At 39.0% G+C, this 24,191-nt stretch carries 15 protein-coding genes and 1 pseudogene; 1 reads left to right on the top strand and 15 read right to left on the bottom strand.

Translation table 11 applies throughout. From position 1 onward, the window contains the following. Window positions 1-3 precede the first annotated feature (3 nt). Together L1999_RS06660 and L1999_RS06655 are read right to left on the bottom strand one after the other, a co-directional pair. Window positions 4-810 (bottom strand): polysaccharide deacetylase family protein, encoded by an 807-nt coding sequence (locus L1999_RS06660; protein WP_235742835.1) that lies wholly within the window; start codon window positions 808-810, stop codon window positions 4-6. A gap of 74 nt (window positions 811-884) precedes the next feature. Next, window positions 885-1,001, bottom strand: a pseudogene (locus tag L1999_RS06655) (hypothetical protein); the annotation flags it as partial. A 546-nt stretch (window positions 1,002-1,547) separates the two neighbouring features. Here L1999_RS06655 and L1999_RS06650 point away from each other — a divergent pair. Beyond that, window positions 1,548-4,664, top strand: coding sequence for a rhamnogalacturonan lyase family protein (locus L1999_RS06650; protein WP_235742834.1), 3,117 nt, complete (start codon window positions 1,548-1,550; stop codon window positions 4,662-4,664). A 93-nt stretch (window positions 4,665-4,757) separates the two neighbouring features. Here L1999_RS06650 and L1999_RS06645 read toward each other — a convergent pair whose 3' ends face one another. The 13 genes from L1999_RS06645 to L1999_RS06585 all read right to left on the bottom strand — a co-directional run bounded on the left by L1999_RS06645 (window position 4,758) and on the right by L1999_RS06585 (window position 24,047). After that, entirely contained in the window at window positions 4,758-7,112 is a 2,355-nt protein-coding gene (locus tag L1999_RS06645; protein ID WP_235742833.1) for an AraC family transcriptional regulator, read from the bottom strand. A gap of 204 nt (window positions 7,113-7,316) precedes the next feature. Then, window positions 7,317-7,979, bottom strand: coding sequence for a YesL family protein (locus L1999_RS06640; RefSeq protein WP_235742832.1), 663 nt, complete (start codon window positions 7,977-7,979; stop codon window positions 7,317-7,319). A gap of 34 nt (window positions 7,980-8,013) precedes the next feature. Further along, window positions 8,014-8,706 (bottom strand): DUF1961 family protein, encoded by a 693-nt coding sequence (locus L1999_RS06635; RefSeq protein WP_235742831.1) that lies wholly within the window; start codon window positions 8,704-8,706, stop codon window positions 8,014-8,016. A 104-nt stretch (window positions 8,707-8,810) separates the two neighbouring features. Further along, on the bottom strand, window positions 8,811-11,288 hold the full coding sequence (locus L1999_RS06630) for a glycosyl hydrolase (RefSeq protein ID WP_235742830.1): 2,478 nt from the start codon (window positions 11,286-11,288) through the stop codon (window positions 8,811-8,813). A 160-nt stretch (window positions 11,289-11,448) separates the two neighbouring features. Continuing rightward, window positions 11,449-12,339: a carbohydrate ABC transporter permease gene (locus L1999_RS06625; protein WP_235742829.1), complete on the bottom strand. Its 891-nt coding sequence runs from the start codon at window positions 12,337-12,339 to the stop codon at window positions 11,449-11,451. A 27-nt stretch (window positions 12,340-12,366) separates the two neighbouring features. Continuing rightward, a complete protein-coding gene (locus tag L1999_RS06620) occupies window positions 12,367-13,350 on the bottom strand; it encodes an ABC transporter permease (protein ID WP_235742828.1) in 984 nt (327 codons plus the stop codon). Between the two features lie 84 nt (window positions 13,351-13,434). Beyond that, window positions 13,435-14,955 carry an extracellular solute-binding protein gene (locus tag L1999_RS06615; RefSeq protein WP_235742827.1) on the bottom strand — a complete coding sequence of 507 codons (1,521 nt, stop codon included), beginning with the start codon at window positions 14,953-14,955 and terminating at the stop codon, window positions 13,435-13,437. A gap of 189 nt (window positions 14,956-15,144) precedes the next feature. Next, entirely contained in the window at window positions 15,145-17,727 is a 2,583-nt protein-coding gene (locus L1999_RS06610; RefSeq protein ID WP_235742826.1) for an exo-rhamnogalacturonan lyase family protein, read from the bottom strand. 182 nt (window positions 17,728-17,909) lie between these two features. Beyond that, window positions 17,910-19,106 carry an oligogalacturonate lyase family protein gene (locus L1999_RS06605; RefSeq protein ID WP_235742825.1) on the bottom strand — a complete coding sequence of 399 codons (1,197 nt, stop codon included), beginning with the start codon at window positions 19,104-19,106 and terminating at the stop codon, window positions 17,910-17,912. Window positions 19,107-19,125: 19 nt separating this feature from the next. Beyond that, window positions 19,126-19,440: an L-rhamnose mutarotase gene (gene rhaM, locus L1999_RS06600; RefSeq protein WP_235742824.1), complete on the bottom strand. Its 315-nt coding sequence runs from the start codon at window positions 19,438-19,440 to the stop codon at window positions 19,126-19,128. Further along, a complete protein-coding gene (locus L1999_RS06595; protein ID WP_275677406.1) occupies window positions 19,437-21,440 on the bottom strand; it encodes a beta-galactosidase in 2,004 nt (667 codons plus the stop codon). The genes rhaM and L1999_RS06595 overlap by 4 nt, the downstream gene beginning before the upstream one ends. A 47-nt stretch (window positions 21,441-21,487) precedes the next feature. Continuing rightward, a complete protein-coding gene (locus L1999_RS06590; RefSeq protein WP_235742823.1) occupies window positions 21,488-22,168 on the bottom strand; it encodes a rhamnogalacturonan acetylesterase in 681 nt (226 codons plus the stop codon). A 16-nt stretch (window positions 22,169-22,184) separates the two neighbouring features. Then, window positions 22,185-24,047, bottom strand: a complete 1,863-nt coding sequence (locus L1999_RS06585) for a rhamnogalacturonan lyase (RefSeq protein WP_235742822.1) — start codon at window positions 24,045-24,047, stop codon at window positions 22,185-22,187. Window positions 24,048-24,191: the final 144 nt, after the last annotated feature.

Raw genomic sequence — 24,191 nt, 5'->3', positions numbered from 1 at the left:
CAGTTAGTCTTCTACTAAATGAACTTGTTTTCCCCCTTTTACTTCAACAATTTCATTGTCTACACTTAGCCAAACTGAAATGGCAGCTGGATTAAAAACAAAATGGCTATCAGCAGAAAACTTTAGGTTTTGAAATGCCTTGATATAGTCGACAATTTCAATAATGGTCGCATACCAAATATCACTTCTGTTCCCTATATTTCTGCAAAAATCCTCTATTAAATCCCAATTTTGATCTTCCTCAAACTCATAGCTATGACCCCAAACATACATCATATATAAATATTGGTTTTTATGGAGATTTACAAATTCCTCTGCAAGCCTAAGCAAATCTCTTTTATGATGACAGGTTGGATTCCATTCTAAAAAATCATCAGGCATAGAGTAGTTGCCTGTACTATTGACCGTCCTTGCGTATTCAATCCCTAAATAGGGAAGCATTTCTTTTACTAGTTGGTTATAGGAGCCATTGGGGTAAGATAAGCCTCTTACGGTGTAACCGGCTATTTTCTCCAAGTTTTTTCGATCTTCTATTATTTCCTCAACAATTTGCTCTTTTGGTGACCTGGCAATAGTCGGATGCGTAAGAGTATGAGTCGATATTTCATGTCCCGCATAAAGCTGTGCAATCTCCTCACCAGGAATACGATCGCCAGTCCCTAATAAACCAGAATTAATATGAAAAGTGCCTTTAATTCCATACCGGTTGAAAATCTCCACCAGCTTTCTGTCAGCCGTCCTGCCATCGTCATAGCTCATTGTTATCACTTTATGTTTTCCTTTGGGAAATGTCATGATTACTTTTGGCATTCTACTCACCTTTTCATTTTTATTTTTGATTTAAAACGCTTGCCCTTTTCATATAGCGCCCTACCTCTTTCTATCCGCCAATCTACCGGAGTCAAGCCGAATTTCCATTCCCTCACCCTTTTAGGACTCTTTAGATACCAAGTATTAGGCATAAACTCTGCTAAATGCCGATCACCAGCAGCTGCAATACTTTCTACTTTAATCAATGAAGGCGTTTCCAACAATGAAACTTTTTTAATTAGCTTTCATAACCAATTAATACATTTTTGCCGATTAAGGACAAAAATTGTTTTCACTGAAATAGTCTTAATCCAAAATGCTTATTTTTTGTTATGCAAAAATGTATGATATACGGGTTGTCAAAAGGAAGTTACTATAATCTAAAAATGGATTCCTTGTTTTAAAGGACGTTCAAAATAGAAGAGAGCATTTTACATTTTTTCACACAAAATTGTAAACGCTCACACGGGTGCTATTCCGAAAAAGTAGTGTCTTACTTCTATTTGAGAACTTATCCGAAGGAACAACTGGAGCCATGTTTATGCTTTTCTATAAGGGGGAATTTTGTAACGGTCAAATGAGGTTTAAAAAAGGTACATACATGCTTGACCAATGCATCAGAGTGAACGTGTCCCATGTAAAAGTAAAAACAGGAAAATTCAATTTTTTTCAAGGGAATACTTTCAGCATGAAAAACTAAAATCCATGGTGCAAAAAACAGAGGAGTGAAATGAAAAGTGGGAAAAAATAAAAAGAAACAGCGAATCGTTTCGATTGCTGCGACCGTAGGTCTTGTTTTTTCAAGCCTGCCATATGCAGTAGCAGAAACTGCATCTAGTCCTTATAACGTGTTATCCAGTACGAATTTTGACAATAATGATCTATGGGGATTTTCCACAACGGGTGCTACCGTATCCATAAACAATAATAATGTAGGTGGAAATACTACACCAAAGCTTGAATACAGCATCGTTGATCAAAAAGGAGGCCGTGTTGCGACAAAGAATTTTGCCACGGCGGTTAAAGGAAGCGATATCCGTGTGAAATTTGACTGGTATCCAGGCAAGATTAATGATAAAGGCACTAATCCCGATGAAAATGGCGGCGAGTTTAGACTTATTGACAGTTCCGGTAATATCGTCTTTACAATAAACGATACCCATAATTCTAAATTGAGCTATTTTGCAAAAGGTCAACCTACAGTAGTATCAAGTATTTCAAATACGGAAGCATGGTATCAATTTGACATTCATTTTGATATAAAAAACAACTCCGTCACAACCAATATTGCAGATCAACAAGGTAATCCTCTTGAAGACCATACCTTTTCATTAGAGGGCTCATCCTTTGATGGTTCGATCGCAGCTATTAAATTGGTCGGGGTTCGTACAGCCGGCAATAATGAAACATGGGATACGTTCCTTGATAATTTCGAGGTCTCCAATGTATCTGTTCCAGATAACACACTTTATTTGGTAGATAAATTACCATATCACCGCGTTTATGTGAATCAAACGAAAACGGACATCTCTTCCATCGGTCTTCCTAATACAGTTGGAGTAACGCTTGCAGATAATAGTAAAAAAGAAGTGGTAGTAAGCAAGTGGGAAAACGTTGGTGATAAAGCTTGGGATCCTAGTAAACCAGGAGTCTATGAGTTTAAAGGGACCCTTGCTGAAACAGACGGGATCGACAACACCTTTAATAAATCTGCAAAAATCTATGTCTATAATCGTCTGACTCCTTCGGAATCCGACAGACAGACGGAGTTTCTTGACAGGGGTTTAATTGCTCTTAAATCAGATGCAGGTAATTTCGTTAGCTGGCGTTTGCTTGCCGATGAATATAATAAAGATGTAAAATTCAATATCTACCGTAATGGAGAAAAATTAAATAAGCAACCGTTAAAGGTTACAAACTATAAGGATTCTGAAGGTGCCCCAGGTTATATTTACACGGTTGAAACGCTTATAAATGGCAAATCGACAGAGAAAAATGACGTAAAAGCAACCGATAAGGATTATTTATCGATCCCAATGCAAAAGCCTGAAGGCGGGACAACTCCTACCGGAGAGTCTTATACCTATTCGGTGAATGATTCAGGTGTAGGCGATATAGACGGTGATGGCAAGTATGAGGTTATTGTAAAATGGTACCCATCCAACGCGATCGACAGTTCTTTTACTGGTTACACAGGCCCAACCATTTTTGATGCGTATAAATTGGATGGGACTCTTCTTTGGCGGATGGATATGGGACATAACCTTACTTCCGGTGCCCACTACAATCAATTTGTCATCTCCGATTTCGATGGTGACGGCAAAGATGAATTCATGATTAAAACGGCTGACGGTACAAAAACATACGGAGCGACAAACGGAAAGTTCGACAAGAGCAAGGTAATCAGTGAAATTGGCAACCCGGCTGATGATGGAAAATATGTTGGCACGAATGGCCATATCATTGGAGGACCTGAATATATGTCCGTTTTCAATGGGGAAACCGGAAAAGTCATTGATACCATTGATTATGCATTCCCAGTGGGAGAAGGCGGCCTTTCTTGGGGTGACTCATGGTATAACCGTTCTGACCGATTCCTATCAGGATTGGCATACTTGGATGGTAAACATCCAAGTGCGATCTTTGGAAGAGGCTATTATGCACGTACAACTTTTTCAGCCTATACTCTTGAGAATGGCAAACTTAAACAAGAATGGACCTTTGATTCTGACAAAGCAGGCAAAGGTGGTGCCTTAGGCTTCCACAATCTATCAGTTGGCGACGTCGATAATGATGGCTGTGATGAAATTGTTGCCGGTTCATTAACACTCGATCAAGATGGCAGCATTCTTTATGCTATGGATGGCGAGATGGGACGTGAACAGGGCTCCCATGGTGATGCCCAACATTTAGGTGCTTTTGATCCTGCCCGCGAAGGACTTAGTGCCATGGAAGTACATGAAATTCCAGCTGTTGCTTCTGAGGAGCTGCATGATGCTGCAACAGGGGAAACATTAATGTCTTATTACGCCTACACGGACGCAGGACGTGGGTTAGCGGCTAACATTACCTCAAGCCCTGGTTATGAATTCTGGGGAGCCGCCGGTACCACTCCTGAAACGGGCGGAGGCGTTTATAATGTCCAAGGTAATGTGGAATTACCGAAAAAACCTACTGGACTTTCGACTAATTTCGCACTGTATTGGGATGGCGATCTATTGCAGGAATTACTGGATGATACCTCCATCACAAAATACAATGAAATAACAGGTAAAGTCGATCTTCTAAAGAAATTTGCAGACGTTCACAGTAATAATGGAACAAAGGCTACGCCAACACTGCAAGCTGATATTCTGGGTGACTGGCGTGAAGAAGTTCTTCTGCCGACAACCGACGATTCCGAACTTAGAATTTTTAGCACAACGATTTCTACACCATACAGAATCTATACGCTCATGCAGGATCCTTTATATCGAAACGGGATTGGCTTCCAAAACAGCGGCTATAATCAGCCTCCTCATCTCGGCTTCTACCTCGGCGAAGATAGAAAAGATTCTGTCCTAGCGGGTAATTTAAAAGCACCGGGTGCCGACTATACAGCCAATCTGCAAGCGATGAAACATACGGTAGGGCTTGAGCTAAATGACCCAGCGTTTTCGGTATTAAAAAATAATTTAGATCAAGCACAGCATCAATTGGACATCAACAGACCTGAACAGGCTGCAAAACTAATGGGAGTTTTTGTTAATCAGCTTAGTGGAGAAACTAAGGTGAACGAAGCTCTCAAAACAAAATTAATTTCGGATGCCAGCCAGTTAATCAAAGCTTGGAATGGTCATGCTTCGAATGAATAAAATGAGAATGAGTTGAACTGTACCTCCATTGTTAGATCCAGCTTTCAATGGAGGCTTTTTTCTATTCAAAAAAAAAATGATGATTAACGTAAATTAATCATCATTTTTTACTATTAATTTATTTGTGTCTTGGTTAAGCTTTCTGAATTGACTAGGTGGAATTCCTATTTGTTTTTTAAATATCCGATTAAAATAACTATGCCTGTAACCTACTCCCTCAGCAATGTCATTGATTTTCATATCTGAGTGGATCAATAGTTCCTTTGCCTTCTCAATCCTTTGTTGGGTTAGATAATCAATAAAATTGATCCCAACAATTTGTTTAAATGCTTTACTAAGAGAATAAGGATTTGTACTCACTTCATCCGCACAACTTTCTAAAGAAATATCGTTCATGTAATTCTCATGTATTTTTGTAACTACCTTTTCTATTATTCTCTTTAATTCTATATTCATACGACCTTCTAGTTTCTGAATATATGGACTGATTACATCATTTATAAACCATAGATTAATTCTATCAACATCACGTATTTGAGAGAGTTCCTCAAACATATTTTTTCCTTCAAATAAGTCATTCGGATGGATCCCTGAATGTAATATCTCATGCTGAATACTGCTATATAGTTGAATGACAGCCTGTTGTATATAGATTTCACTAATTTCTTTACATGTTAATTCCTGGGTGAATTTTTTAATCAACACTTCAATTTCATCAAGTTGTCCCATACGGATAGCTTGAATAATTTCTTTTTCTGTTGCAAATGGATAATGGAACTCAATATCGTTTCTGCTATTTTTGTACTCCTCTAAATCAATAACCTGGTTAATGTTTTCAAAAGTTCTGAACCGCTTGCCCGTCCTTACTTCTTCAAAAATATAAGGTATTTTCTTTACACTTTCAGTTTTTTCGCTTATTGTAATCGTTACCTGTAATTTTATAATCCTATTCACAGCCTCTGTTACATTCTTTGCAAACCGATGCAATTTTTCTCGGGCCGAATGATCAGGACGATAAATAACTAACATCCCTGCAGATAAATCTGAAAAGTTAATAACATTAAATTGTTCAAACATTTCCTTTGCAAAATCTTCCATAATATTTGTCGCCATGAATGTAACTAACCCATCATCATTGGTGGAGAAAATTTCCTTGGAATCGGTCAATCCAGTGAGTTGAAGATCCAAAGCAATAAAAGATCGGTTTTTTAAATTCCACCCGTATGTCTCCATTCGCTGACGTAAATCATCTTCATGATACTGAAAAAAATACCCTTGGACTAATTGATAGATAAAACTATTTTTTAGTTCTGTTAGTTGTTCAGTAAGTCGATTTTGCAACAAATTACTTTTTTGAGACATTTCATTCCACCGCTGTTCGATAATAGAAAATTCATCTTTACCGACATGATTCCATCTTTCTGTTTCATTGCCAACTAAATTTCCGACTAATTTTCGGACAGGTGCATATATCTTTCTTGAAGTGAACCATGACAAAATAATCGCTAAAATAAGAGCGGATGCACTGATAATAATAATTAACCTTGACACAAAAACAATTGGTGCTGTAATTGATGTCATTGGCGCTGCAGAAACATAAGTCCAATTAGAATTAATTCTAGTAAAATGACCAAATGAAATTGAATACATTATATGATTAAACTCAAATGGAAAAGACCCACTGTTTTGCTTGTGTTTACCAATTTCTTCTATTAAGGCATTTATAAAATTAGATTGATTAGTACTGTTCGAGGATAGTATTACCTTATTTTCTTCATTTAATAGGATAGTTGCGCCATTTTCGTAAGGGGTTAATGTCTTTAATAGTTGAAGTGCTTTATTATGATCAATTGTTACAATTAAAGCGCCAAATGGGTCTTTAGTGGTTATTGGAATCGGACTGACAAAAGCCAGAGTTGGTGATTTCCTCCCTTTACTTTGGGAATACTCTACCCAATGATGTTCCATTCCTTTTGAAAGTAAGCTATTATAAAAAACTTTCTGTTTTTCATCTAATATATTGTATTGAGGCTTAAATAAGATTGGTTTATCCAAATTTAAAAACAATTCGTCATCACTTATCAAATTATGGCTTCCCTGCAATAAGGATAACGTTTTGGTTATATCGTAGGTTTCATGAAACTGCTTAACAAAATCAATATCTTTTAAAGATTCCCCAAATCTAGGTTCAAACACCCAATGGGTTGTATATTCCTCTATATATTGAAATTGTTCATCCATATTTTTTGCCCGTTGAATGATTTGGCTGTCATTGGATGCACTAAGCTCATCTTCTACTTTTCCGACACCAAACCAATAGATACCTAGACCAGTGATCAGTCCCGGAATGCTAGCAATAAGCAAAATAAGAACAAAGCTATTGCGATGAAAGTTTCCTTTCCAACGGGGACGTTTTACTTTATTTATATCAATGTTTTTAAATGGCATTAAGAACACTCCAAACATAAGTATAACCATGATAGTATAAGTTCTATTATTGCATAACTTATCAAAAAAATGAAGGCGCTTAAATTTCAAAATTTTATATTTTCAAAAAAAACTCGGCAGCAACATGCATACCGAGTTTAATCTTTCTTTTATTAAAGGGCTCTTTGACTTTCCATGAATTTAGGTATAACCATAAGTAAACCTTTATATATTCCTTTTGATCGGTGCTGCCTCCCTAGCCCCTGAAGCAGCCCGTTCGGCTCTCTCGATTCTTGAAAAGGCAAAGAAAGAAGACCACATAAGAACAACTGCTAGCGTGCTGCCGCAAAATAATGGGATTAGTCCAGGTACTGTCGACATTAAAAGATAGACCGCACTCCCCCCGATCCCTAGTAAAATTGTAGAAAGCGGATTCAGTAACATGATAATAAAAGAACTTTTTAAAACCTGATGTACTTTCAAATCATAATGGACAAAAGTAGGAAAGGCATAACATACAGTTAATACAAACCCTAGACAGATAATTAGTGCAGGATAATAGATTAAAGTAAGCAAACCTCCCGTGGTTCTTATTAAATGAATATCGACATATAAGAAGTACCCTAGTATGAACAATATAAGACCCAGCAGATTACTTTTAAAAAAGTCTTTTTTAAAAGAATCCAGGAAAGTTTTAAATACGGGTATATCAAAGTCACCCATTAGCATTTTTCTGATAACGACAAACATTGCGACCGTTGCAGGAAAAAACCCAAAAACAACTAAACCAAAAATGGAAAAAACCATCCATAAGAGATTAATAATGGCAAGCTTCATGATCCAATCACAAAGTTTGTAAAATCCCCCGATTGCCCCTTTCATCTGCATGCTCCATCCCTCCTATGTCTCTAATAACTGTAATCTAATTTAATATTGCCTGGTGAATAACTAAATTAGCATAAGCTGCTTTCATTGGCGCCATCTGCCTGAAACCTATTTTTCCGCCTCCATATATAGGACCGTATGTTTGTCCGTCATCTTCCCATTCAAGTACAACCAATTCATTAATGGAAAACTGAACAATCTCTTCATACTTTACTAATTTCATATGATAGGGTGATAGGGCATCCTCTACGGGTGGAAGTGGGTCAGCACCAATGGCGGTCAGGTGGAATCCATAACTTTTCCGTAAATTACAGGTGCGAAACGCACGCTCATCTGCGTACTTATGCCTGAAATATGACAAGTGCAGTGCATTAATAGCACCTGAATGGTACTCCGGATACTGACCCTTCCTAACCGGCAATGTTGGATCAAAGAGGTCTTCTCCATTTCTTCCTGCCGCCCCGAAAAAGAACATACAGAGACCAGGTTCCCTAATAGGGTAAAAGTCCCATTTGATCATAATTTTGTCTGGAAAATCCACTGGACACCAATAAACCCAGTGTGCTCGGTCCCCATAAATAACTGGATCTAGTTCATTTTCTAAGTGCAAGCGGTTATTTTCAAAGCTTATCTTTCCTCTTCCCTCTAATTTCCAATCCGCTATATTTTCTTGAACTGCAAGAGGATTAGCGTAGAGGCATTCTCCTTTATCAAATTGTTTAAATATCACTAAGCTCGCCCTCCCTTAAAGATGATTTTTTATAATTACTTACCTTAAAATATAAATTTCTACTACTTTTCCTACAACCATACTTTTTTGCATTACTCCCCATATTATTGATAAAGCTTTAAGGTTACAGGGCCAATCAGTCCGGACTTTACCGATTCCTTGGCATATTCGTTTGCCTTACTGTTAGTAACTATTACTTCTATATTCAAGGTATCTGTGTCCAAATTTGGTGTTATATCAAATAGATATGGACTCCAGAGCTTGGCACCTGCTCTTTTTCCATTGACGATAACTTCAGCAAGCTCGCAAACTTCTCCTAAGTCTAACTCAGCCTTTTTATAACGATCTATGGAATCTAGTGTAACTATCGCTTGATAAATAGATTCACCGGAAAAATATTTCATATCGTCAAACTCAGTCAATGGAACCAATTTTTCGATTGGTTCGTTATCGCGAAATGGATTTGTGATCGTCCAACTGTTTACATTAATATCGATAACTTGTTGTGATTTTTTGCTTGGATTTTCAAAAGTTGGTGATTCATTCCGATTTACGGAAATAATTAAGGATTCCCGGTGTTTTAGTGAAAGATTAAATTTTGTATACTCATGACCCACTTTATTAATTTCAATTGGTTCTATAACAGAGTTCCATGCATCCCACTTTTCTAGAGCACCTTTACATTTAAGAGCAAATTCTCCCTCAATGGAATGATCGCCTTCATTTACCAATAGATAGAAATCAATGCCTTCTTTGACGATATGTGTCACCCGTAGCCCCGGATTAAGCGGTATTACATAAACATCCCGGGATTCTACATGATCGATCGCCTCTATTACGCTGTTATAGTTGTAAATGTGGACGATATTGCCTTTTAAGGGGAGATTTTTCTTTTCGGGATTATTAACTATCACTGTACCTCCGTTTTCAAGAAATAGATTGAGTTTATCGACGAGCTCATTGGAAACGAGTTGTTCAAGATTTTCAATCATGATTACACGATAATTCTGTTTTTGAATTTTCACTTTCCCTTCTTCGATTATACAATCGTGTAGAAACAGATCCTCTTCCAGGTAATTAAATTCGATTTGGTTCGTATATAACGGCTCAGCAATTTTCCAGGGAATATGATCCTCTTCACATAAAATGGCAATATCCGTAACGTTTGAACAATCACTCAGCAGCCAGGACATCCGTTTTTCATAATCAGCGATCAATTTATAATATTTCCACCACGAGTTATGGGGGCCGTTGTCCGGTGCACGCTCATTTAATCTTTCTCCTTCAATGGAATAATAAAATGCATGGGGATAAAGTTTATTAACCCCCCTGACGAAAAGCCAATCGACAAACCATTTCATATCAGCTACTGAAAATTGCCATTGATGTCCATCTGGTCCGCAGCAGCCAAAACATTCATTGGCGTTACGAGGCAATCCGCGATGCCTTGCCGCATCAGAGGAACATTTCCCCAGCGTACTATCACGCCCTGTAACTCCCTTATCTTCTTCCGGGCCTACCCATCTCCACACCAGATCCTGGCCAGGCAACTGAAAATATTTTAAAAATCCAATATCATCGCTTGTTTCCGGATGCCCTGTCAGTTGAATACCATGACTTTCACACCACTCGTAGATGGGGCGGTAATACGTTTCTTGGAGGCGGTTATTAACTGTTTTTTTAAATTTTCTCCTTTTGACATTTGTGTCACTGCCGACGTCAAACCATAGTGATAGCAAGTCCGTGGGATCATTTCCATGGTTCTTATAATATTCCATAAAGCCAGTAGTCCATGGCTTGATTTTTTCCGTGTCAACACAACGCCCGACAACACTCGGTTCATCTGTAAAAAGCGCTGTTATGGTATTTCCGAAGTATTCTTTAAAATGTTCATAATAGACCTCATGGGTTACACGGATAAACTTTTGCATTGCCTCCGGATTTAACAAATCTCCTGCTGGCGGTGCTCCAGGCTCGCCATCGTCTTCCCCAAAATGGAGACCGCGAATGGTTCCTTTTGAAAAAGTAGAAATAAGCAAAACAATGGACCAATTTCCCCTATCTTTCGATTCAAATGAAACTTTATTGTTTTCAACCTCTAATGAAATACAGGAGAGAGGATCAATTTTCAATTCCCATGTAACCTTTGCAGCAACCGCAAGGATAATCTCCTCGTATTCTTCCAATCTTTCTTCAATTTGTGTAAAACCGTATACCGAATGCATCGACATTCGCAGTCCACGGGCGGCATATTCCGGATTGTTTTCGACCACCTTACCATGGGCGGATCCTGATGGATACATACCTTCATCATAAATAATCACTTTCATGCCTAATTCTGTAGCTTCTTCCATAATAAATCGAATTAGATCCATAAATTTCGGGCCTAAATATTCAATATCCGCTGGAATACCAATACGTGGATGGGCAACAACGCCCAAAACCCCTTTTGCTTTAAAATCTCTCAGTTGTCTAGAAATCTCCTCTTTGTTAAGATTTCCATTTAAAAACCAAAATGGAAAAATGGAATATTCTGCAGAGGGATTATTAAAATCATGTTTTAGTTGAGTTAAATTGTTCATTTGCTCACCTTCAATTTTTGATAATATACTACAGACAGTTCTACATTTTGGTAATCTCCCAGATTAGTGCTTTTATTCTTTCTGTATATAAAGTCGGAAAAAAAGACGGTGATTATCAGTCATCTCACCGCCTGCACTCTTAAGATTAAAATGTTTAACATTATCCTTTGACTGACCCCAATAGCATCCCCTTAGCAAAGTGTTTTTGCAGGAATGGATAAACAATTAATATTGGCAAAGTAGCTACAACCACAACTGCTAATTTTAATGATTGTGCAGGAGGCTCAACATAAGCTGCTCCTTGAGAAGCGGCATCAGTAAGATTTCCTTGCGAAAGAATAATAATTTGTTGGAGCAGTACTTGGACTGGCCACTTGGTGTTGTCACTAATATACAATAGGGCATGAAAGAAATCGTTCCAAATCCCGACAGCGTAAAACAAAGCAAATGTAGCAAGGACTGGTTTCGACAATGGTAAGATAATTCTCCAAAAAATCCCCATTTCTGTACAACCATCAATCTTCGCTGCTTCTTCCAATTCATTAGGAATACCTTGAAAGAAAGTTTTGACAATGATTAAATTAAATGGATTGATTGCACCTGGTAAGATTAATGACCAATAGGAATCTAACAATCCCAGTGATTTTACTACAATATACGTTGGGATCATTCCCCCGCTGAATAACATCGAAAAAACAATCATATTCATAAATAAGTTGCGTCCGAATAATTTCTTTCTCGATAAGGGGTAAGCCATGGTAAATGTAAAGAATAGACAAACCAGTGTACCAACTAAGGTCACACCTATCGACACTAGAATGCTGCGCGAGAATGTTGCAGTTGAGAAAATATATTTATAGGCACTCAGCGTAAACGTTTCCGGCCAGATAAAAAAGTTTCTCCTCGTTAACTCAGCCTCTGTAGCAAACGATCCTGCGATTATATAAAGAAATGGCAGAATCATAATAATCCCGATGATGGCTAAAATAACAACGTTAAAGCCATCAAATATGCGCCCGCCACGTGTATTATGCATTTTAAGATTTGCCATATTCTGCACCTCCTTGAACATTGAACATTAAAAGATTCCTTCCTCTCCCATTTTCTTGGCTAATTTGTTTGAGCCTAAAACAAGAATGATTCCAATAACAGACTTAAAGAGCCCAACAGCCGTACTATAGCTATACGCCCCCTGTGTAATCCCAACAAAATAAACATACGTATCAAATACATCAGCAACCCCACGGTTTAATGAATTGGACATCAAATAAATTTGTTGGAAGCCAGTGTCCAGAAAACGGCCAAGTTGCAGGATAAGCATAACGATGATGGTACTTCTAATGGCAGGCAGAGTGACATGCCATAATCGTCTAAATCTTCCTGCACCGTCAACAATTGCCGCTTCATACTGTTCTTTATCAACAGATGTAAGTGCAGCTAAGAAGATAACCGTTCCCCAGCCCGTCTCTTTCCAAATAATTTGCAGCATCATTAATGGGCGGAACCAACTAGGTGATGATAGAAAATCAATCGGTTTCCCGTAAATATGGGAGACAATTTCATTTACAATGCCACCGCTTGTCGTAAAAAAGATATACGTTATACTCGCAATGATTACCCATGACATAAAGTGAGGTACATAAATAAACGTTTGCATAACTCTCTTATACGAATCAACCCGTAATTCATTCAACAGGATTGATAAAATAATCGGTGCCGGAAAGAAAAATACCAAGTTTAACACTGCAAAGATCGCCGTATTTTTTAATAGTCGAAAGAAATCCGGATTTTTAAAGAAGTCTATAAAGTTATCAAATCCAACCCATTTACTTCCAAGCACTCCCGTAAAAGGCGAATAATCTTGGAAGGCTATCACAATGCCCCACATCGGAAGGTACTTAAATACAATAAAATATATCAACCCCGGAAGCAGCAGGATATAGAGCCATTTATCTCTAATAATTCGTTGAATCGGAGAAAGCTCTGACTTTATTTTCGTTTTTGATCCGATTGCCGGTTGTGATATGTCCGTTTCAGCAACTTGCACACCTATTTTTTCCATTATTGATTTTCTCCTTTCCTTCTATGTTTTTATTTCATTTGCTAGAACAGGCAGTTCGAAAACTGCCTGTTTTTAACTCAATGATTACTTGTTTTCTTTGTATAATTTATTTATTTCTGCAACATAATCGTCTCCGCCAGAAGTGCGCCATAATTTAATGGCATCTTTAAATCCTTTATCATCAATTTGGCCAACAATATATTTTATACGAGCGTCATTGATGATGTTGTCTAACTGTTGTCCTTTTTGCGCGTATACATCAGAGATCAAGGAAGCCGCAGGATTTGGAACAACAATTTCTTCATTCTGTTTCATGATTTCATTTTCTTTTACTTGGAGCGGTGTATACTCTGGATGTTTGAAATTACTTACAGGAATCCCTGGTATGAATTGGTTTAAGTCTGTATATTCAGTAGCCTCTGGGTCTTGCGCTGTAAAAAGAGGAACGATATTGTTATTTTCCATCTTATAATGACGTCCCTCAACACCTGCATAGGCGATTGTTTGAGCCGGTTCATTATTCAGCTTATCAATAAAAGATAATACTTGTTTTAATTGTGCTTCCGTTTTTACACTTGATTTTGGAATTGCCAGCATGCCGCTATAACCCGCAGTTGGCAGATTATGAAGTCCTTCCGGTCCTGAGACTGCTCCCATTACACCAACAGCATCTTTTAAATTTGGATCAATTTTTTCCATAGCAGTCTGATTACGATGAGCTTGGTCTAATACGTTAACAATGGCTCCGGCTTGTCCTTTCTGGAATGGAACATCCCATTGTCCAGAATCCATTACCGCAAAATCCTGGTTGATCAATTTTTCATCATACAATTTCTTAAAGAATTTTAATGCATTCATATATTCTGGTGTCATAAAATCTGGTTGAAGCTTGCCATCATCTGTCAAGCCAAATTTATTTGGAGCACCAAACCATGTTTGCATTACATCGAACGGACCGGAAAATTTTGAAATAACCATTCCGTACGTATCTTTTTTACCATCCCCATCTGGGTCATTGTTTGTGAATCCTTTTAAAACATTATAAAAATCGTCTATTGTTTTAGGCTCTTGTAATCCCAACTTTTTCAACCAATCCTGGCGGAAATAGATTCCGTTTCTTCCAAGTGGGCGGGCCCGATAAACCCCATATACCTTCCCATCAATTTCACTATTTTGTAAGGTAACTTCATTGGCCTTACTTAAATTTGGATAATCTTTTAAATAAGGGGTTAGGTCCCAAAATGCTCCATTACGGACAGCGCTAACAAAACTTGGGATTTTATCAGGAATCATCATGATCGTCGGAAGCTTGCCAGAGGCTAAAGTTACATTTAACTTATCTGAATAAACCGAATTCAGAACATAATTTATAGTAATATTAGATTTCGTATACTTTTCAAGCGCCTTAAGGGCCGGACTGTTACTAGTAGGCGGCGTAGCCGAAAACGCTGTCGTCATAATCGAAATATTTAATTTACCGTCTTTATTATTACTAGCTTCACTCGATGTCTTATCAGTATTACTGCATGCTACAAGCGAAGAAAGCAGCATGGCTGAAAGTGCTGGAATTGCTACCTTTTTACTAAGCTTTTTACCTTTTTTCATTTTGGTACCCCCAATAATAAATTTATTAGTTTTCCTCATTTGCCTTTTCCAATTACCGTTCATACTATTTTGATCAGTAGTCCAATAATTGTGTCGTGCTATACATTGAATTTAAACCGCTTTCATTTTTCAGACAACTACATTTTTTTGTCTTAATAAAAACCTTGATCTAATAAGGTTTTTTCACCTTTAAACACTTTCTTGTTGGACTAATACTTTCTTGGATTTATCATTTGGCAGGTATTCACCAATTAACTCCAAAGCTACAATCGTATTTAGACACCATTGAGATGTAGTATTCGTCGTTATACTTGGAACTTCAGTAATCTTCCTCCAACTTTGGACCTCTTCCTCTATGATTGGCAGCACCATTTGACTGATTTCTTCATTTAATAGTAGATTCCAAGCTTTTTTGGCTAGGTTTTTATCTTTTTTCCTTGCCGCAGCGTAAGCAACCATTCCAGAAGCAAGCATTGGCAGACTAAATAATTTATTGTGAAGGATCCCATTACTTCTAGCTAATTTTTCTTCATTACTTTGAACGTAAAATTCGCCAAATTCGGCCAACATATCCTGCCACTCTGAATCGCCGAGGACCTGTGCGAGTTCCATCCACGCCTGAGGACCCCCGAAAGCAATCACCATGTGATAGCCTCCTTCATTTCCATCACCCATATGAAGAAGATTGCTTGTTTTTGGGTCATATCCGAAAGTCGGACCCGATAACAACCGGAACGGCAAATTTTTTAATGTATTCATGCCAGTCATAATTTTTTCTTTGTACGTTTGATTTTCTGTTCGTTCCCATTCTGATAACCAATTGGAACAAAAGGCAGCCCAATCTGGACCAACACGGGCGTGTGTCGGGAATTGTTCGGTTGAATAAAATTCTCTCATAGGATCAAGATTGGCTAATGCTTGGTCAGCATCTTTTACTTCTGTGAGTAAATCTCTTACTCTTTCATCAGTTGTTAAGAAATAATAGTATTTATGTAATCCCGCCATACTAACTCGCGCTTCTTTACAGCCACAGCCCCAATGGACGACGTTATGGCGGGAACCTAACCCGGCATATTCACCAAAGTGGTAGCAATCCACTTCACTGGTATGTCTTGTCATTGCCTCTGCCATAATAAACACGTCTTCTCGTCCTGACCGTAAAAAGGAATACCAGAGCCAAATATTTGGCACGAGCTCGGTATTTTGCCAAGCAAAGCCTCCGATATCATACATCCATTGGTGACGGACGGGATCGTAGGTATGCATGACGTCACCATAATTCCAATAACCATACCATCTTCGCTGTTCGATTTCCTTCTTATAAAAATCAAAGGCCCTATCAAGCTGTTCTTCTAAATGGGCTTTCATTGGGGTGCTTCGATCCTCTAGGCTCCATACACCTGATGCTTTTGTATGATGGTAGTATTCTGGTTCACATACTAATAACATAGGTGCTTGCCATTCTTCTATTTGACTTACTAACTCTTCATTTGAAGGTGAATCAGAATAAAATTGTAAAAAGATATCACTGGTATTAGCAATTCCAACCGGAGTGGAACGCATTTCATCAAAACCCTCATAAGCACTGACCACATGTGTTTCATTATTATAATGCCGCAGGTCCATTGCCCCGGCATCTGGTGACCAAAACCAGGCTTTCAGCTTTGCTTCGGACTTATTTAAGTCATTAACTTCCAATGCTGAGGGGAACTTTTGCCAAAAATTCTTTATCCCGACAGCGATTCCATGATCCTCTCCACCAATATAAAGCAAACCCTTTGCTCTAGTACCGTGAGTGGATTCCACCCAGGCAGAGGACTCTTTTGTCCGTTTGATGATTCGATAATGGTCTGCTGAATCCTGCTGAAGTTTGAAATCATTCCAAATGGCATTTTGTTTGGCATGGTCTACTAATTGAGCGTGTTTTTCTTCTGTTAGTCTAACAATTTCACCCGCTATTTGTTTTTGAAACAAGCCATCCACATTTCTGTGTCTTCTCGTTAGTAGAAGCTGGGATGCTTCCGAATAGATCCCCTCATCTCCTAAAAAACGGACATTACGATTCCACGCTTGCCCTGCTAGTGGAACTGATAATTCTAAGCCTACACCTTTGATAAAATCCTTTTCGGGATCGCCATCGTAGAACAGGGTATGGACCATACGCACGGATTCAGTGTTTGCATAAAAGTAAAGCCTTAATTCAAACGGAAGTAATGTACCTGTTCCCGATTTTGCCTGATGGGTTCCTTCCATTTTAATAACAGCTCTTAAAGGACCCTTTTGCTCAATTTCCACATGGTTGATAATGCCTTCAAATGGTTCTTCGCGGATGACATTAATCCCGTTTTCCTTAGTGCGAGTCTCTTTAGTCGAGTTTAACTTACCTTCAAACGCAACTGTTTTTGTGCCTCTTTTTACAAAATTAATAATCTTGTTCCCCTGTTTATTAATAGAGAATAATAGTTTACAAGTATCGATTTCAATAGTATGTTTATTTTCCCTAACCTGCAAGATACTGTCAGAATTTACATGTTCACTAAGCGACACTTCATATATATCTTCATCACCCCGAAGTACAGCGGCATGCCCTGTCCACTTCACACTCCCATCTGGCCAAAAAGCCATTGGCCAAGTTTGCAACGGACTTTTTTTACCGCTGCTGCTCTGGAGACAGATGGTTTCTTCCCTTTTTAATGCCCCTCTTTCCCAAGGAATTCCCCAAGAAATTCCTGTAGGATTCTTCGGCCTTTTGTTTAACCAATGTAATTTCACAGTCCCACTCTCCCACTGGCTGGTTTTATGTTCTACAATCCTATTATTGTCAGTCTTTCACTTTCCTTCAACGTTCAATTTTTGCGTACACCCATTTAGCCCTTTTTTCTCTTCTAAGACATTTTTGCCTATTAACAAAAATAAAAAACAGGCATTTATTTTGCCTGTTTTTTCAAGTTTTATTATTTTTTTATCAATTGTCCTTCTATATGCTTAGGGAGGTTTTCAAAATCAGGAACGTCCACTAGATAGATATTCCCGTATCCGGTGCGATCACTTGTAAATAATATTTTTGTTCCATCGGGAGTATACCGAGGATGGACATGGACTTGTTGTATTTGAAAGCTTCCTCGATGCTTACATAAAATCCGCGGTCCTTCCATTCCCTCATTTGTTTTTTTCCATAAGAAAATACAATCCTGATACCTTTCACCATGGTAGGCACTTGATTGTTGTCCATCCCCTACAATGTAGGTGGAATCATTGGAATGGATATGCATGTTTTGATAGGGAAATTCAAATTCTTCAAAAACAGAATTATCATATTTAGCATACCCAAGGAATTTTCCATCTTTTCGGTCCAATGATTCGGTGAAGCCATGGTATCCAATATGCAGACCGTCCGCATGCCAATACTCATGTCCCGCATATTGGTTTGGTTCTCCCTCTCTTATTTTCCAGACATCACCGGTATTAATATTCAATACCCATATCCGATGGTCCACTTTTTCCCATGGTCCTTCATGACAGAAGGTAATTAGATGCGGCTGTGTTGGTGAAGCATTGACATGGCCAATCCACCGTTTTTCTTCATGAATTACTTTTGTTTCTCCTGTTTCAAAAGAGAGTAAACAGATTTGACAGTGCGGTCGTGCTGCTTCGGTTTCTTCAAAACCAACATATCCGCCTGATAAATTACTATTAATGGTTTTGGATAAGTCTTCAGAGAGTCCAAAACATAGGTGCTTCCCATCAGAAGTACAGCTTAGATTACTAAAGTGATATCCTTGTAGCAACGTAAAGATCACTTTTTCTTCAAATGAATCTAGATCGATCGCGATAATCGATTTCCCATAGGTAAAGTACGCTTCATTTTTGACAGGATTGATATAGGTTCCTTGTATTCCCTTGGAAACGTTTTTATCTAGGTCGGTAATTTGTGTTAATTCTCCGTTCTTCAGGTCCAAACTAAAAAGGTTAGTGCCGTTACCACGGTCCGAACAAATTAAAAGTTTAGAACCGTTATCATACCAGCCATTATTGGTAAAATACAGATGATAACTATGAGCCAAGTAATCTGTTAATTGTGTAATACATGCTCCCGTAATCGGATCTTGAAATTCCTTCATTTCAGATGGCCATTTTGTTCCCTTTCCCATACTCCATACCTCGTTTCTACTAATCTAAATAAAATACCTGCCTTAATTCAATTGCTACTGGACTATTATCTGGGGTGGTTTCCATAATATCTTTCATATAGGCCCACCATTTCTGGCAAACTTCGGTCTGTGCCATCGCATTCCATTTTTCTTCACTTTCGATTTCAACATAGGCAAACAGATTATTTGTTTTTTCATCAAGAAAAATTGAGTAATGATGGGCTCCGTGATTTTTTAATTCTTGTGCCAGCTCAGGCCATATTTCATCATGGCGTTTCTTGTATTCTTCGTGAAATCCTTCAAACACTTTCATGACTGTTGCTTTCCGAATCATTTAACACACCCCTTATCATTCATACGAATCACTCTATATTCAAATTTGCCAATTTCAAGTTTTCCCGGGCTAACTTTGCGATTTGTCTGTAAATCAATTCCTTCTATTGGCAAGGTAACGCTTCCACCATTACCGTCCATGTTTATCACAAACCAAACAGAATATCCTTCACCTTGTCTCGGAGCCACAATGGTTCCTTTTGTTACATCTGTTCTAAGTGATAAATTCGCTTCTCGTGAATAATGATCCACGAGTTTCTGTAACATTAAGGATCCTTCCGCCCCTTGTGGCATGGAACCAAGCATGACCATTTTGCCCGCCCCAAGACGATGCTCGGTAATAAAGGATTTTCCTTCGGAAAGTCCTTCTTCAATCAAGCCAACCGACGTTTCTTGGTTGTATTCGAATACTGAACTCCACATTCCAAGCGGTGCAGATACATCGAAGGCACGGCCGATGGTTCCGCTGTTATCCATAGGGTAAGTAAATAAAACCTCCACACCAGCGGTATTCTCAAGTTCCCCCAAAGCTCGATCGGTATGGACCGTATGTGACTCAGTCCTTCCTCCCGTTAATGGACCTGCGATCCAGACCCCGCCATTTTCAACAAATTGCGTCGCACGAACTAGAAACTTTGTTGACACATAAGGGATAAACGGTGTCAATAATATTTTATATCCCTCAAGGCTTGCCCCTTCAGGAATAAGGTCGCGGTGTATCCCCATGGATAATACTTTTTCATAAAAATCTGTTACTAAAGAGCGATGATTTAACCCACGATGTGGTTCCGTTTTCAAAAATGCCTTTGCCCGGTCAGAATAGGTGATGGCCAATTCAGCTTGACTCGGTCTAGTCGCTAGGATAATCGGTTCGATTTCCTTTCTCATCTTCTCAACTTCCAGCACATTGGCATAGCCGACTGTTGGTTTTCCCCACGCACTTATAACAGAACCATGCGGCTGTTCACAGCCCGCACGCTGTTGTCTCCACAACCAATACGAAAATCCTTCGGCCCCTAATGCATAAGCTGCTGCTGCCTCGGCCTTTAAATATCCATTGGGATGCGGGCTTGCATAGCTTTCGAGCGATGCTGCATAGGAAGTACTGGTCTCCATTACCCAAAAATCTTTGCCTTTTTTAAAGTTCCGCCACAAATCGCTGTTAATGAGATAAGCAGGGAAATTATCAATGGTTGCATAGGTATCAAAAGAGGCAAAGTCAAGGTTTTTAAAGAGTCTCTCATTATCTACACTAAACATAACGGAACTGTTATGGGTAATCGGTGCAGCTGAATATTTTCTAATAATCGCTGCCTGCTCATCGCAGAACTCCGCAATTTTTTCCATTGAGAATAATTGGTACATGGTACTCAATGATGAATTATGTAAAAATGGTGCATTCCCTGGCTGCGGTACTTGTTCAAAGCTGTGGTAATATTCACTCCATATTTGTGTACCCCATGTTTCATTTAGCTCTTCGACTGTCCCATAACGCTCTTTTAACCAATGATGCCACAATTCTTTACATGCAGTGCACATACATTCACTAACATGGCATTTAAATTCATTATCAATCTGCCAGCCAATCACACCTGGCAGACTTCCCACTGTTTTTGCAATATGTTCGGTAATCAGAGCTGCTCTTTCGCGAAAATAGGGATGGTTGGTGCAGGCATGCTGTCTTGAGCCATGTCCCATCACTCGACCGTCCCGCTCGACATACATTCGTTCCGGATGGCCGTCCGTAAACCAGATTGGCGGTGTCGGAGTCGGTGTGCACATGATGGTCTCAATTCCATTTTCATAGAGTTTAGTAATTACATTCATAAAAAAAGATAAATCAAACTGGCCTTCGTTCGGCTCCATGCTGGACCAAGCAAACTCACCTATTCTTACTGCATTAATCCCCGTTTGTTTCATCATTTCAATGTCTTCATTCATTACATTTTCATCCCATAGCTCAGGATAATACGCTGCCCCGTGATATAACTTTTTGCCCAATTGACTTCACCTCAGTATTTATATTTAGGCTTAATGAATCTATCAATCTATTCTTTAATAAAATCAGTGATGGGTAATTGTAATTCCTGTATTCCCTCGATGACTAATTTTGCCACCTCCCTTGCTCCGTGTTCACAAAAATGAGTGGTATCCTTTATCCCCTCCGGATAATTTGGATGTGCATTGGGTTCAAACCATGTAAATAATTGCTTTGAACCTTCTACGCCTAATGATTCATATAGCTTTCTTGTCTTTGTTAGTAAATCGATTAGCTTTACCTCCAGCCTTTCAGCTAACTGAATCATTGATTGGGGATAATCTCCTAGTGAGTGGATTAAATTATTCTTCTCATCAAACTGTCTGCGATTTACGGATGTAATTAAGATTGGGGTAGCTCCTTTTTCCCTAGCACCATTAATATATTCTGTCAGGTATGACTGATACGTTGTAAAGGCTTCTGTCCCGTATGTTTTTTGGTCATTATGTCCAAATTGAATAAACAAATAATCTCCCGGTTGAATCGATTCCAGGATCGTTTCTAACCGTCCTTCTTCAATAAAACTGTTTGTACTAGCTCCACCTTTTGCATGATTATGGACTTTTACCTCATCCGTGAAAAAGGATTGAATGACCTGCCCCCATCCCGCCATGGGTGCTTCATGAGGCGGGCAGTTGGCCACTGTTGAATCTCCTGCTAAAAATATTTGGACTGGCCTTTTTGAACCCATTTTGGACCCCTCCTATTTACTTTTTCACCTTTGATTTTTGTACAGGTTTTACTTCATAAATATTTGGTACCGGCGGCTTTTCCATATTGTGTCCGAGAAAGAACCCAGGATGGGGCGGCTGATTATAAGCAACATTTTGCCAGGCAATCGCTAATCGATAATTGGGGTCGTGCATAAGCGTGTAAATTCGATGATCTGTTATATCAGTTGTTGTATAGATTCTAAGTGCTGTACTATCATCAGTCCGCCAAATGACTTCCTCACGCCAGTCCCCGAGAATATCGGCCTGTAAACAAGGATTCCCCTTTGTTCCGTTATTTGATCTAGTTCCGCCCACAGTTAGTAAATTCACTAGCCTGCCATTTTCATAGTCCCATTTATCAATTTTTCCTACTCCAATACCAGTTTCGATATCATAATCATGGTCGAGAAGTTCCCTTAACAAATCTCCATCCCACCAGATCGCAAAATTAAAAGACTGAGGGTTCACATCCGATATCTTTTCCCCTGAGCTGCTATATAGTCCTGCACCACCGGTCTTCCAATGGGTGGAAGACCAAACCTCGACTCCCTCGTACCTTGGATCAATATCAGCAGCCATTCCTCTGCCAACATCCTCAACTGATGGAATTCCCCATAATATTTCTCCCGTTTTTGCATCATGAATTTCGGTGCCATTATCCTGCGGGGTCTCATGGACTTGGAAAATTTCTAAACCTGGTCTTCTAGGGATAAGATTACCCACATGGATGGCATCGCCATGTCCTAGACCAGTGGTATAGAGCCCTGTTCCGTTATGATCAATCACACAGGAGCCATAGATAATTTCATCCTTGCCATCATCATCTACATCTGCAACGCTTACACTATGATTTCCTTGGCCGGAATAACCCTCATTGCCAGGTTCAAGACTATCAAACTTCCATATCTTCGTCAGTTCACCGTCGCGCCAATTATAAGCGACTAAAACGGCTCTGGTGTAATAGCCACGGCACATCACTAAACTAGGTCTTTGCCCATCAAGATAGGCAATGCAAGCAAGAAACCGGTCGACACGGTTCCCTTCATCATCACCCCAATCAGAACCTCTTCCTCTTGGCGGGTCATAATCTGTTGTTACTAACTCTTTTCCTGTGGTTCCCTCAAATATCGTTAAATACTCTGGGCCTTCCAGAATGAAGCCATCATTATTCCGATAATCGGCGTCTATATCTCCAATTACCTTTCCTAATCCATCTATCGTTCCATCAGCTGTTTTACAGGCGATTTCCGCTTTCCCATCACCATCGAGGTCATAGACGAGAAATTGCGTATAATGGGCTCCGGCACGGATGTTTTTCCCTAAATCTATTCTCCATAAATGGGAACCATTTAATTTATAAGCATCTAGGTAGACGTTTCCTGTATACCCCTTATGGGCGTTGTCATGAGAATTCGTTGGGTCCCATTTTAAGATGATTTCATATTCCCCATCTCCGTCTACATCCCCCACACTTGCGTCATTTGCATTGTACGTATAGGAGACACCATCAGGGGAGATACCTCCTTCGGGTTTATTTAGTGGAATGGTCAAATAATTTGTATCCCACACCTCTGCTTTCTCTGAAAGCGGCTGTTCCACACCATTAATTACGGGACAAACAGTATAGATTGCACTGCTTTCACCGGTTGGGTCCAAGTAATTTGTACTTGTGGTAATAGGGGAAGGGTTCACTCTCACCCCATCGCGGTAGAGATTGAAAGAAATATCTTCTGGGTCGGTTCCAAACAAGCGCCACCCCACATAAACACCATTCTTAACCTTAACTGCGATTAGACCACGATTTAGGCTTTCCATTTGACGTAAATGTACGGATTGTTTATTACTATTTTCTGACATCCATTTCATCCTCCTGAATTGTTTAATCGTTGGACACCATAAGGGTAATGGAAATAGTATTAATCCTTCAATTATATTTTTTTGGATAGTAACGTTTTAAGACGGTTTTAAGATTTGGACTTTCTTGTTTTTTTGTACTTTTTT

It is taken from the genome of Neobacillus drentensis (assembly GCF_021560175.1).
Classification (GTDB): Bacteria; Bacillota; Bacilli; order Bacillales; family Cytobacillaceae; genus Neobacillus; species Neobacillus drentensis_A.
This window is presented reverse-complemented; position numbering and strand designations above follow the sequence as displayed.